3 protein-coding genes and 1 pseudogene are annotated in these 14558 nt (G+C 46.7%); 1 reads left to right on the forward strand and 3 read right to left on the reverse strand.

Annotated elements, in window-relative coordinates; all coding sequences use genetic code 11:
* Nucleotides 1-83: 83 nt before the first annotated feature.
* Both AXE77_RS02680 and AXE77_RS02690 read right to left on the reverse strand, forming a co-directional pair.
* Complete coding sequence (locus AXE77_RS02680; protein WP_116711984.1) at nucleotides 84-9893, reverse strand: cell envelope integrity TolA family protein; 9810 nt, start codon at nucleotides 9891-9893, stop codon at nucleotides 84-86.
* A gap of 823 nt (nucleotides 9894-10716) precedes the next feature.
* Nucleotides 10717-11778 (reverse strand): annotated as a pseudogene (locus AXE77_RS02690) (class C sortase); the annotation flags it as partial.
* A 244-nt stretch (nucleotides 11779-12022) separates the two neighbouring features.
* Between AXE77_RS02690 and AXE77_RS06620 the strand changes: the two are divergent.
* Nucleotides 12023-12163, forward strand: a complete 141-nt coding sequence (locus AXE77_RS06620; protein WP_165846031.1) for a hypothetical protein — start codon at nucleotides 12023-12025, stop codon at nucleotides 12161-12163.
* A gap of 246 nt (nucleotides 12164-12409) precedes the next feature.
* Here AXE77_RS06620 and AXE77_RS02695 read toward each other — a convergent pair whose 3' ends face one another.
* Nucleotides 12410-14293 carry a SpaH/EbpB family LPXTG-anchored major pilin gene (locus AXE77_RS02695; protein WP_116711985.1) on the reverse strand — a complete coding sequence of 628 codons (1884 nt, stop codon included), beginning with the start codon at nucleotides 14291-14293 and terminating at the stop codon, nucleotides 12410-12412.
* Nucleotides 14294-14558: the final 265 nt, after the last annotated feature.

The following is a 14558-nucleotide window of genomic DNA, read 5'->3' on the forward strand; positions in this document are numbered from 1 at the left end:
AAGCGTGAAAACGCTCGCACGAGCGCTTTGAAGGAGCTTGAAATCATTGGGATTTCAAGCTCGGTCAAAGCACAACTTATTCATCACAGTCGAAGCCACTTGAACAGCTTGCCGCTTCGAAGCGCTTCAACCGAAGCGTCGCAGTGCTTGCTGTCTGTAAGCGAGCCAAATCCGTAACCGCTAAGCACCGAGCCAAGCCATCCGCGCCTACCGAACGCGCCGGATGCTAAGAACAGCGCAAACAGCACGCCGAACATGAAGCTGAACCATATTGCAGCCTGGCCGCCCGTGAACGGCAGAGGAACCGGACGCACTAAGTATCCGAAGCTGAAGTATCCGACTAAGTGGCCTCTGTTATCGTTATCACCAAAGCCGTCACTCTCATTATCGGACTTATCTTTTGCACGTCCGTACAAAGCGTACTCAACTCCGCCACCGTCAGCAGCCTTTGCATCCTTTAACGTCTTGAACGTCGCAGCATCTACGGAGCCATTGCTCATTATCGACTTGCAAGTGCCAAAATCGGTTTCGCCACCAAACTTCTTAACTTTGCACGCATACAAGCTAAGGTCACCGAGTCTAGAGAAGCTATCGTAGTCGTCGTGAACATCCGCAAACAAAGTCTTATTTTTATCCTTGCTTTCCGACTTCGAAACTTTTCCGTCCTTGTCGTATTCCAAAGGATTACCCTCAACCGTGAGCTTAGAGTAGTCATTCTCATCCATTGCTACAACGTAAGGATTATTAGCATCCGTGTGACCGCTGAGAAGCGATCCTGCAGTTGCAGCAACAGTTGGTCCAACGTTATCAACAGGTATTACGTATACGCGCATTGCTGCTTCGTCGGTGCTGTCACCTTCCGCGTTGTACTTGGCTTTATCTCGTCCGCGCGTGTTGAGCAGCGTCTTATTCACCCAGCTATCACCTAGAGTCATCAGCTGAGTGCTTTGCGGAGCAGCAAACACCTTATCGTTCTTTGTAATATGGAACTTGTCTTTGCCTGTTGCAATAGCTCCAGAGCTACCCCACGCAGCTATGCCATTGAAGCTGACTTCATCTCTATTACCGTTGTCTTCGTAAGTTATGCCTTCGCCACCAGCAATCTTGTCAAATCCGCTACCGCTGAGGCCTGTACCGTTACCTCTCCAATTAGCAGAAGTCATGTCGATAATGTTTACGTATGACGTTAAGTGCGAAGTGTTATGCTCACTATCACCGCCAGGAGCGCCGTTACCACCAGCACCACCAGCACCGCCAGCACCGCCAGCACCGCCACTTCCGCCAGTATCGCCAGCACCGCCACCGTCCGGCGTGTACACGTAGAAGTTGTTCTCAATCATCTTGTAACCGTTTTGGCCAACAGTAACGTTGTTTTCTTTATACTCACCATCAACCTTGCTGCTACCTTTTACTTCGCGCAGTGACGGCTGGCAGTCGTACAAGTTGTAACCATTACCGCACTCTTTTTCAAGTCTTGCAGTATTTGGTTTCAGCACAATTCCCGACTGCAGGTCGTTAAGCGTAAACGGCGCTTTAGTGCCTAGGTTGAATAGATAGAACAGCGATTTTCCGTCTGGAGACAGCTTAAATCCTGGGTCGTCTTTTCGATTATTAACGTACGGATGCTCTGAATCCCACGTCACCAAATAGTCGGCTGCGCTATCTTTATCGCCGTACGTATTGTCAACGTTTTCAGGCGCACGAAGTCGAGCAAATCGCGTAATCTGCTTGATTCTAGGCAGCGGCACGAGTATGCGGCTTCGCCAACCGCGCGTCAATACGGCTACGTCTTGTATATTCCCGGCTCTGCCTCCGTAGTTATCTTCAGGGAAGTTGTTCGGCTTAGCTACGTGTGGATTATGGCTAGTATCGTAGTCGTTTTCCTTGAACGTCACCATTGCTTGGCCTGGGCTTAACGTTATTTCATCGTTTGAAGTGACTTCGCTATCGCTTTTAATCCAGTTTCCGCTTCCGTTTTCTTTGTGTAATTCGGTTTTAATTGCGTGCTTTTCGTCGCCGCTTAGCAGCATTGGGTGCACTTGCACAATACGCCTGTGCATGGCTACGCCGAAGTACACGCAGTCGGAAGGATGATGGCCGCCAAACCATTTGTCTACAGAAACATTATCTGGCCTGCACACTTCGCTTGGTTTTTCTTTTGCCAATTCCATTGGCAGGACGTTATCATCATCCTCTTGTTTAGCAAGCTCCACCGTGTTATCCGCGCCACGATCCCTACCTATTGAACGCACTTTGCCTGATTTTTCACCAGTTCTGGCGTCTTGGTTGTCGTCAGAGTCTTCAACGTCGCGTAAACCTGGCATTGGGGACCACGGCCCTGCATACCAACCTGTACGGCTGCGCGCTCGGACTACGCTGCCCGGTTCCAAGTAATTAGGCGTGAAGCGAACATCACCATTAGACGGATTAATGTATATACCAGGACCTTTTGTATCATACTTGGCTTCATCATACCATCCTCTTATTTCTTTTGCAGGATCGTACCCATCGCACAGCAGCCAGTATTTATAAATACCTTTCGGCGTCAAGCACAATGCAATTTTTTTACCAATGTCGTAGGACTGTTCATTACTTCCACCGGTACTTCCGCTGGCATTTCCGTTTGTGCTTCCATTTGCACTGCTGGCCGCAACGATGTATTCCTTCCTAGGATGGAAGTAAATAACCATTCGTTTTGCAGCATACTCACGACCATACATTTGCTGTGACGGCTGTACCAATACTCCATTATTTAACTCTGAAGTATTAGCTCCTTCATTTTGATAAAGCCAATTTTTCTCAGTAGTTGGCTTTTCGTGCGTATTTCCATCGTACGCAACTACGCTAGGCCCCGGCGCTTCTTTCCACGTTACTCTGAAGCATCCTACAGCAGTTTCATCGCTATTTTTACCGGCGCTATCTGTAGTTGAAGCAACCATCTTGAATATAGTGTCCCCAGGCTTATTGCCTCTGTTAGATTCAATAAACCTTTGAAGCGATTTAATATACTCTTTTCCACGTTTAACAAACTCGAGACTCTTAGCCCCGTCGCAATTGTAACTATCACCGCCCGTGCTCTTGCAAACGAGAATTTTCACGCGCAAATTATCTTCAAGAACTTTACTTGATTTACCCTCTCTTGGTTTCGATTCACCGTTCTCATATTTTGATTCAGGCTGTATAGTCTTGTCGTACGCATTGAAGTCATCATCCAGCTTCAAATTATCAATTAAATGTATAGTAGCATTATCTACGTTACCGTATTTATCACTCGTATAAGCCGGGTTATACCATACTCTGTCCAAATCGATAGAATCGTCACTTCTGAGTCCACAACTCATAGTACTACCACTACCATTGTTGTGCAGGCAATCGCCATGAATATTCCACGGCTTACCGTTTTTGTCATACTTCTTCGCACTAATCGTCGGCTTTTTGCCATCCACAGGCACGAACCACACGTTAATTACGTTCGTGGTAACGTCCTGTATTACATCATTTTTATCAAAATCATTATTTCTCAGTAGCAGATCGTTCATTACTATGCCGTTACGCACGAACAGTTGCGCGTGCATAAATGGTCGCTTGTTGAAGTATCTTTCTGCAGCTTTCTGATCACCTTCTCCGGGCACATATGGCACATTATCGTAATCGTTCACCGAATTAACGCCTTTATTCTCGGTTATAATGTCGCCAATGTTTTCGTTATCTGCTTGACCGTTAAAATACTTTCCTCCAGGCATAAGGAAGTCTTTACGAATTGTGTACTGGCTACGCTCATCTTTTGTCCCGGCGTCTATTAGCTTATCCGTAATAGGAACTTCAGTCCCATCAATCATGTTCACATCAACGTCGTCTGCAAAAGAACCAAAATTTCCACCATGCTCATCCGGGGTATACTTAACTAAATCAAGCACGTTTTCCCACTGGCATTTTCCATTATTGTCGTACCAGTCTGTAGTACACGTACCATCATTAGGAGCATAACCAAAACCCAATCCGCGTATTGGCAAATCATCGTCCCAGCCTGCGTTACCGCCTGAACCATACAAAATATCGTGCTTATTCTTCGAACCGTCAAGAACTTTGCTAAGCGAAGGTTGCGGCTTATTTGGATCTTGAGCTTTTGGCACGCCTTTAATTAAATCAAGCACAGCATCCGTGTTAAGCCTTTTACCCGTGTTGATATTCCACTTGTACACTAAATACTGCGTACCGTATTGTTGGTTTCCTCGCATTTCGAGGCCCGGGTCACTTTCCCTTCCATCAACCTTTGTACCTTTAAGTTCCCACGTATAATCCTTGCGCATGTCTACGAAGCGCGTCACCTTATTCATAACAGGGTTCAGCTCAGTTTTATCGCTTGTTTCTAGCTTTTTAAAAACAAGCTTTTTCCTCGAATAATCCATATTAGGAATATCTTTTATTTCTTTAGTGATTGTACGGGGTCCCATAACTCCGTCTAGGCACAGCTTCCACTGCAAGTCGCTACTATGCTTACCCTCAGCCTTGCAAGAATACTTAGGTTTACCATCTCCTTGAGCGTAAGTGAATTTACTACTAGACTTATCGTACTCGTTATAAGTATCGTACTTATCTTCGCCTTTAATGCCGATTTCTTCCTCGCGGTAGACAAAAAGCCTGTAATTCTTAGGGTCGTGACGCATCCAAGTAAGCAATGCTCCCTTTTCTGCGTCGTTTAACTCGTACGGGCTTACTTGCACTAAGCCATTTGGCCATGTAATTTTCAACGGAAGTGGGTCGGATTCTTCCGAAACTCCGGTGAGTTGCCAAAGGCTGGTTTTAACCTCGTCCATAGCTTTTGCCGTGTCTCCCGTTATGCCTGCATCCACATAAATTCTGGAGCCAATTTCCGCAAAGTATTCCGGAATCGTAATATCGCCGGTTTGTGGGTCGAACGTAATTTCGCAGCTTCCGTCCGGTGCTTTTGCCGGGTCACAACCAGGAATCTTGCCTTTTAGATCAGTAATCACTCGCTTAGAGTACTTTTCTTTGAACTTCTCATCACTTGGATTTCTTGCAGCGCGATCGTCTTCAGCATCTCGATCCTGTTTTTCAGCGTCTTTATTTCCCTCTTCAGGCGCATTAGAATCGCCTGCTTTGTTCTGCTTTTCGTTGCCATTATTTGGAACATTCTTATTTGCATCGTTCTTATTTGGAACATTCTTGGCTTCAGAATTTGCAGCGTTTTCAGAATTTGCAGCGTTTTCGCTTGGCTTCTGATCGGTCTTCTGATCAGCACTCTGCTTATTTTCAAGCTTGCTATCAGTGCTCTTGTTTTCGTTTTCCTTAAGAACAGCAAACCTTACTTTACCGCGCCTTCCAGAAACATTGCGCTTCTTAGCTGTCTTATTCTTAGCGTTCTTCTTAAGTTCTTTAGAAATCTTCAAAGAAGCAGGCTTGTTGTTAGCTTGATTCTGCGGAATCTGCTGTTCCTGCTTATTTTCTTGCTTTTGCTGATTTTGCGACTGATTCTGCTGCTTTTGCGGCTGCTGTTCCTTCGGCTTTTGCTGATTTTGGGTAGAGTTCTCCCCAGATTTGGCATTATCAGTTTTTTCGCTATCAGCTTTAGCTTCGTTATCAGCTTTAGCTTTGTTGTCAACTTTCGCCTTGCCGCCAGCAGCCTTACCATCAGCAGCCTTACCGCCAGTCGATTTGTCGTCAGCTTTCTCCTTGCCGCCAGCTTTAGATTTATCTTTATCCTTGCCGTCAGCCGACTTGCCGTCGGCCGCTTTATCTCCAGCTGAATCTCTGTCCTCTAAAGCAGCCCTATCCTCATCAACCGACCTAGCGCGTCGAGAACCTACCAGCTTCGGCTTATTGCCTATACCATCAGTATTCACCTGATGCCACGGCTTTCCTAAGCCGTCTCTCTGAATAATAATGCCGTAGCAGCTACCATCTGAAGGACACTTTTCATCAAAACTCTTATGCTTTTTACTTAGTACAGGGTCAACTACAGGCTTGTTTTTACCGCGCGGCCAAATTCTCACCATAATCGAGCGAACGCGCTTATCACCATCCCACGGCTTTACGCGCCCAACATAATACTTATAGTCTTTACTCGTGTCCCTACGTCCGTTTTTATCTACGTTATTGCCAACTTCCTTCGTGCGCTTATCCCACCAAACGTTTGGCAAACCGTAATCTTTAGAAACAATAATCAGCCTAATCTTCTTAAACACTGAGTTTCCTGCAGCATCCCAACCGTGGAATATAAGATCGTGAATACCGTCAGATTGATCCTGTTCTCCAACCGTAGGCGAGCCTTGAGCTCGACTATTGTTTTCCAAATCTTTCTTTAGAAGCCAGCCTTCTTGATCTTTATCAGTGTGAGGCATACTACTACCATGATTAAAATCGTCGTATTGTATGGTCTTAAAGTGGCCGCCACCTTTATGATCAGGGTCATCGTCTTCGTCAACCTTAGGGTCATTAATCATCTTGAAGTCGTCACGGAACTTATCTCCAACATACTTCTTAACCGTATCCTGCTTCATAACGCCAAGAAGTATTTTCGTATCGTCATGACCCTTAACCAAGAACTTAATTTTGCTTCCAACAGCAATTCTCATACCATCTTCTGGCACTTCTTCAGCATCGCCATTATTTACGCTCACTTTTACATCAAGCTTTGGATCCTCATAGTCAACGTAAGCAAACACAACAGGTATAACAGTAGTTGAGTTATCCCAGAACGTAATCTTCGCATACTTTACAAACACAACCTTTGGCAAAACTGTAGGTTCTACAGGCTCGCCATTAGCCTGGGTCTGCAACTGCGCACTATACTTGTTGCGCATCCAAGTGCCGTACTGCCTATTGATTTTCTTTATAACATCCTTCTTGTCTGCGTCTGTTAATTCATCCCCCTGCTTTGCATTTTTTGGAGCGTTACTTATATACCAAATATTGCGTTTCGTAGCATCCTGAGGAGTAGGCCAGCACGCAGACGTTGCAGCGTCACGGTTTTCAACGTCCGCAGACCGCTCAGTATTAGCCGAACGCATGCTTGCGTCAACAGCGGACCTATCACCGTTAGATGCGGACCTATCCCTATTCATTTCATCCTTATGCTCGTCCAAAATCTTAGAGTGAGCGCAAGGATTTAGCACACTTACAACAGGCACTTTTGCAGCAATTTTTACATCCGCATCTTCCAACGTGTTTTTACGAGACTGCTCACCCCATTGGTCGGTCCATTCAACGTTGTACACAGCGTTTTTAAGAAGATTATCGTTAGCGTCATTTTCTTTAGAAGTTTTGTAAGTTTCGTCGATAGGATACGCCGTAGTTTTGCCAGAATCTTGCCGTACGGAACCATACTTATAGTTAGTGCCGTACATATTCGTATTGACAGGAAGGAACAAGTTAGGATCAAAAGCCATTACCTGCTTGTATAAATGCGCCCTATTCTTCACAAATTGCACGAAAGTCTTAGGATTCGGAAGCGGCTTATCGTAATTGTAATACTTTGGAGCAGTTGGACTTGTTTCATCGTCAATCCACTCCTCGGTTTGCAAAGGCTTAAACACGTCCGTTTGCGTAATAATCCTATACCACAAATCCTGCGTTTCGCTAATGCGATAATAATCGTTACTGTACTTTAGTTGCAGCTTATGCCTTCCAGGCGTTGAATCAACAGTATTGTGATCCCCCACACCAGGAGTACGGAACCACTGATTGCCTCGAGCGTAACCGTTATTAGGAGAATAATAATCTGGGAGCAGACGAATATTATCATTCACTTGAATAGCAGGAGAATCATATAAAGGCTTATTTACTAAATTCAGAAGAACACTTGAGAACGTAATACCGTAATTAGAAAGGTAGTTACCATTATTGCTGTTATACGGCCCCAAACCAGTTCCCTTAAGGAAGTGCCACCTTGGCGCCTGAACATCCATAATTCGCGGCGCACCATACCACTGCTGGTACATAGAGGTATACATATACTTACCACGATTACGGCCAAAACTTATTAACGAATACTTAGAATTATTCCCAAACGGATCAGTTATACCGTAAAAAGCACTAGTATCCCTTCTGCCGTAGTAAGATCCTGCAGCGTAGAAGAACGAATCGTTCTCATGCCCAGGCTGAGTACTGGTAGTGAAATGAATCTTATAAGTGTAAGGAACTTCATAATCGCGAGCTTTCTTATTATACTTAACTTCATTCACAAAACTAAAGACGCGCTGAGTATCAGTTGCTATAGACTTGTAAAGATTTTTTACAATAGCCATGTACGCAGGAGAGTATCCTCGCCCGTAACTACCTTCTGTCTTAGGTGCAATCTTGTGGAAGCCATCATCCGGAGCCGCATAACTCGAAGAACTAATGCAAACTAAACCTGATCCATCTCGGCAAGTACCAATAACTTTATCGCTATTTAAGTCTTCACTACTTATGGATTTAGGAAGAAGTCTAGAATAGTTTCCGTTTTGACTGTCGTCACTGCCGCTCATCTTATCCCAAGCTGCGGTAAGATCATCACCCGGAGCAAAATCGCTACTCTTCACTTCCTTGCTGCACAAACCGTTAGGATTATCCCAAGAGAAGGAGCAGGTTTCGCGAGGAGGGTTGGCAATATGCTTTACCTCCTTTTTGTACATTGCAGTTTCTTCCCTACCCGTGTACAGGACTCGCTGAATGTACTGCCTTCCACCTTCGCTACCCTTGTCCAAAATCTGACCTTTTGGAACCGTAAAGTAGTTAAGAGCACCAGCTGCACTTTGCGTGCGGCCACCCATGTTGAAAATTATATCCCACACGAAGCCGCCGCCGGAAAGCTTAGGCGTGCGCTTTACGAACACGAAGTCTGCAACATCATCCAAAGGTAACTTATACACATCCATGCCCTTACCTTGCGGGTCAATAGTCATATCACGCAAACGCTTCATAATATACGTGCCTCTAGGGTACGGCGTGAAGTACGTTTTACCAAAGTGGTTAGTTCCGGAAGGATCTTCAGGCACAGGGCCATTCTCATAATGTCCACGAGGATAATCAACAGCACCGTTTACTGTTCCAGAATTGTGCATGTAACCTTTAGCGTTTACATCTAAATCGTGGCCGTTTGTAGCACGAGCGCCAGCACCATCGCCTTCGACAGTAAAGCATTCGCCGCGAGCATAATCCTTACCGCAGCCAGGATGATACACTTCGTAAGAATCGCGCTCACCACTGCGTTCTTGCGCCTCGCGGTTTTGTGCTTGAGCTTGCGCTTCTTTGGCGGCGCGCTCAAGAGAGGACGAACCGCGACTTTTAAGCAACCTAAACGCATTAAGCAGCGGATTCGAAGAAAGATTTGAGCTTGAAGAATACAAGGAACTTGGGGCGTAGGGGGCGGAAGGCGCGGAATCTTTAGCAAACGGATTTTCGCGAGTAACAAACGCGGTTGAATTGCTGGAATCTTGTAACGCAGAAAGGTTGGAATCTGCAGAAACGGAAGAATCGCCAGCAGAAGGATTTGCAGCAGAATTTGCGGAAGGATTTGCAGCAGAATTTGCGGAAGGATTTGCAGACGCGCCAGCAGCCTTAGCGGAAGTCTCAGAAGATGTATTAGCGCTATTCGCCGCAACCGCAGTTTCGGCAGTTAAGCAAACAGGCAGCCACATCGCCGCTGCGACTGCGCAAACGAGAACCGTCTTGAACGCACGATACACCGCACGACGCAACGCACGCAGCAACGCAGGGACAGCACGACGCAACGCACGCAGCAACGCAGGCACGCACTCCGCCGCAGGGACACCGCGACTCACAGTACGCCACATCGCAAGCATGCACTTGCCCGCCTCACGCACTATGCGCAGCATCGCCCCACCAATGCACGCAAGAACGTTTAGCATAATCGTCCAGATACTCTTCATCGTTTCCACCTAAGTTTATTTGCGATTCCGATGCTAAATGTAGGGGAACTCCCTAAATCAAGCCGCGAACTCGCGCTCGTTTGCGTCGCCGCAGAATCCTGCAGCACCGTTTACTTGCATATTCAGTTATTCGTTCAGTTATTCGTTCAGTTATTCGTTCAGTTATTCGTTCGGTTGTTCGTTCGGTTGTTCGTTAAGTTGTTCGTTAAGTTATTCGATTCGCGCACGCTCGCACGCTCAGACGCTCACACGCTCACAAGCCGAGTATGCTCATAATCCAATCAAACGTCTTTTCGCGATGCCGTGCGATTCGCTTTGTCAAGCCTCCACTTGACGCCGCCTGCTCCGACGTTTGCGTCAATGTTTGCGTCGTCACATTCGAACCACTGTTCCGTCGCCGTCGCGAGCCGGACTTCATCACCTTCGGACGCTTTTTCGGCCGATTCGCAATCGCCCTAGCTTCCTCGCGCGCAAGATCTGTGCTACTAATTGCGGCTATCGCACTCGTCGCACCTATCTCACTCGTCGCAGCATGCGCATCCTCACGCAACACAGCATCACCAGCATCAACCTTCGAAGCAACGCTTCCAGCTCCCCTAACCAACGCAGCCAACCCTGTATACGCAACGTCACCATTCGTAAGACCAGTGTCAGCTAAATCGGCGTCTTCCCCTTCTTTCTCGCCTTCTTCTACGCTTCTTTCTTTCTCGCCTTCTTCTTCTACGCTTTCTTCTACGCTTTCTCTGGTTTCTTCCCCTGTTTTCTCAAGACTTTCCGCGCTACTTTCCGCACTGCTTTCCGTAACAACGCCGTCAGTCGCGCTACCGTCACCAGCCTCGCCAGCTTCCTTAGCTTCCTTATCCTCCTTCTTTTTCTTCTTAACCGGCAAACCGGCCCACCAAATGTAGCCGCCAACCACACACAGGCTTCCGAAGCAGCCCACAATCCACCACGGGAACCTCGGCACATCCGGCTTCTTACCACGATTAGCCTCATCCGCCGCAGGCGTCGGTATAATGCGCTCGCCCGTCACCAAAATGCGCTGCGTGTTAATGCCAAGCGGCGTACACGTAATCAGCGTCATCAAATCCTTACCAGGAACGGCCGCAATCTTCTTCGTCTCATCCGGGTTCACAACGATCTTTTCAATCACCTTATAAGTGAGCACCTCGTCGAAAACCTCAATCGTAAAAGTATCACCCTTAACGATTTCATCGAGACGCGTAAACATTTCCGCACTAGCAAGACCACGATGCCCGGTTATAACCGAACGCGTGCCCTTGCCGCCCACCGGAAGCGACGTGCCGCGCAAGTGACCGAGGCCCTTAAGCAACGTGTCATCTTCCGTACCGTGGTACACCGGCAAATCAAGATCAATCTTCTTAATCTTCAAGCGCGCCATCAGTCCGTCGTCGTTCGCCTTCAACTGCTCCCAGTAATCCTGGCTAGCATCCGACGTGGCGCCGTGCGAAGTCGGAATGTTCGTGTTCGCCTCGTAAATAGCGCCCGACGAAAGCTTGCTGTTATACTCGCGCGCGCGGTCCAACTGCTCGTGCGGAGCCGGAACCGCATGCGTAATAAGCTTCGCGTACTCGGCTGCAACCTCCGACATGTGATACTGACTCAGCCACATGGCAGCGTGCGGATAAATAAGCGACGCAAACGACGCAAGCAACAGCAGCGTCGGGACTATGCACGATTTCGAAAAGCGCCACTTTTTGGTGGTGGTGCGGGTGGTGCTGGCTTTTTTGGTTGTTTTGGTTGTTTGAGGGTTGGTGTCGTCTGCGTTTGGATAAGCTTGATTATCGCGATGACCGTGTTCCCCACGATAATCGCGTCGATCTGGCTTAACCGCCACAATGCGACTCTCAAAAAACCTAAACATGTTAGTAAATCCTCATGAAAGCGTTCGCGCGCGACGACCTGCCTGAGCGCTGCGGTTTAGCGCGCGAAGGCAATTCGGAGCGGAAACTCGCTTAAGTTGGAAGTCCAGTGGACTTACAACGCGAGTTTCGTAGCGAGCGTTTATTCCTCACGGCTATTGGTAGCCGTTCGGCTGATTTGGCATGTGAAGCACCCCGTGCTTCACAATTGAGCCAAATCACGCTTTGAAGGAGCTTGAAATCCCTATGATTTCAAGCTCGGTCAAAGCGCTGCGCGAGCGCTTTGGTTGTTTTGTGGAACATTTGCCGGGGGATTCTCCGGGTTTTGTAGCTGCGTTGGCCATTTTGTGGAACATTTGCCGGGAAATTCGCTGGCGTGCTTTCTGATGTGGCTGTGAGAGATAGGAATTACTTATCTCGCAGCGCTACGCTCCTATACCTCATTTGGTCTAATGGACAGGTGGTTAAGTTTAGTTTTTTGCTTACTTTTTTGCGGAAATAGTTATTCATCAACGATGATTATTACTATCGCTCCGCTTTTATATTGCTCGACAAGCAATTCCTATCTCTCACTACTAATAAGACCACTCAAAACGGTTGCGCAACCAAGTCACTCAACCGACCGAGCGAGTCTTATGCCTGCTCTTGTTCCTTGCGACGCTTCAACACGATGTAGAAGAACGTACCAGCGATGCCGATGATGCCGCAAAGCGTCAAAATCACCAAGCCGCGAGCACCAGTCATAGGCAAGGCGCCGACGATCTTGCTCATTGGAGTTGACTTCATATCTTTAACGGTTTGAGTATTTGCTGTATTCGCAGTCGTTGCACTATCTTCTACGAGGTCGTAGCAAACCGGCTTAGTGTATAGGTCGTAACCTGCTGGAGCGTCAGTTTCCACGATGCAATAGGTCTTGCTCGTGGTATTTTTATCGCTCTGCTTCCTGACGAACAACTTTACGGAGTCAGTACCGTGAGTTGTTGTCGTTCCTTCGGTCTTTTTCTTTGTTTCCAAAGAACTTCCGACCTTTGTACTGGTAATAGCAGCGCCCTTATCTCCCTTGAAGCTGTAGATACCGCTGGAATTTTCGACAGACTTTACAGCGTCTTTCTTTGTGTTACCAGTAATTTCGTACACATCGAACTTTGCACCATCCAAAGGCTGGTTGTTGTCCTTGTCTTGCTTTGTGACCTTCAATGTGCCGTAATAAGAGGTATCTGATGGCGCAGTCTTGCAAGGATCAGTGTCCTCAGTATGCGCCGTGCCAGGATCGCAAGGATTGTCTTTGTTACCAGTCTTGTTGTTATCAGCCCAAGTGTTGGCGATGTTCTTTACGTCCGTCACATCTTTGCCAACCTTAGTAACAACCTCAGCCTCGAGCTTAGCAATCTGACCATCTTTCTTAGCAGCGGAATAGAAAGTGTAAGCCTTGGCTAAGCCGTTGTTTGTACCAGTCTTAGTTAAGTCGAACGTAAGCACTTGTTTATTACCTTCAGGAGGCGGTGTGACTGTGTAATAAGTATCTGTAGTAGTATTTTCGAGCTTCTCTGTATTACCAGTACCAGTAGTAACTGGTTTTCCATCTGTGGTGTACTTCACAAGCTGAACGTTCTGAACTTTATCGAAAGTCAAGCCTTTAGCTAACTTATCGCTAAAGCCAATAGCATCGTACGCTTGACCTTTAGCTGGTGATGGAAGTGGAATAGCGATCTTCCAAGTGATACGAGTGCCATCTGTCTTATTTTCGCCGGAATCAGCAACTATATCCATACGAGTTGGGTCACTAGCTGTCTTTGTTGGCACCTGATTTGTTGTATCGTTCTTTGGATACACGTGAACGTCGTAAATCCAGGTATTAGTTGTTGAATTTGCTAATGGCAAAGTTACGAAGAACGGATCTACGCGACCAGTAACCGTAACATGCGCACCATCAATCTTTGCGCCATCTGTGTCGGTTTCTTCAACAAGGTAAAGAGACTGCGCCAAGTCTGCGGCTGCAACTTCTCCGGAAACGGCAGGATCGCTAGCGGTCTTAACAAACTTCACTAAGCCTGCAGCATTAGTTTTGCCAGAAGCTAGCTTTGTCTTGGTAAACACGTGACCTTTAGTAGTATCTTTGTCATCCTTCTTAAGGTAATCAGAAGGGTTTGCCTTATCATTAATTACGCTAATTTCTTTCCAGCCCGCTGACTTGGATAAATCAATATCCTGTCCGTCTTTTTGAACCTTGTAAAGCGTGAATTCAACGCCTTCAACAGGTTTCTTGTCTTTCAGCGTATTATCTTCTGCGGGTTTTTTTATTTCAGAGCCGCCAGAATTAGTTATACCTTGAGTACCCTGGTACTTGTGAATAGACAAAGAAACAGCTGTGTCTGGATTAATGTTAGCAGTGTTTGCTTCTGCAGTAGCATCGTCTTTAGCCCAGGCGACTGAGCCGGCAATGCAGCAGGTGCCGAGTGTGCACGCAGCGGCGAATGCTGCCACAGCACGTTTTAGTAGAATTTTGTTTAGACGCATAATACCCCTCTTCTTGTAGGAACGTCTTGGATTAAATGTTTGCGTTTTAATTTTTGGCTTACAAAAAAGCTAATCATAGCAAGGTTATAATGTAATAACAAATTTCTAATAGGATATTACAAATACCTTCTTCTTAGCAATTTGTAGCAAGTTGGACGCGAGCGCTCAACTCTGAGTAAATACAAGTCTAATCATCAGCAAGACGTAAAAACAGGCACATTATACACATAAACAAATGTTTATACTTTTAAGCACCCCCCCCCCC

The sequence above is a fragment of the Gardnerella massiliensis genome, assembly GCF_003408845.1.
In the GTDB taxonomy this organism is placed as follows: Bacteria; Actinomycetota; Actinomycetes; order Actinomycetales; family Bifidobacteriaceae; genus Bifidobacterium; species Bifidobacterium vaginale_H.

Bases quoted from the DNA above. Each gene is read 5' to 3' on its own strand.
- AXE77_RS02680 (WP_116711984.1), bottom strand. From the start codon at position 9,893: ATGAAGAGTATCTGGACGATTATGCTAAACGTTCTTGCGTGCATTGGT.
- AXE77_RS06620 (WP_165846031.1), top strand. From the start codon at position 12,023: ATGATTTCAAGCTCGGTCAAAGCGCTGCGCGAGCGCTTTGGTTGTTTT.
- AXE77_RS02695 (WP_116711985.1), bottom strand. From the start codon at position 14,293: ATGCGTCTAAACAAAATTCTACTAAAACGTGCTGTGGCAGCATTCGCC.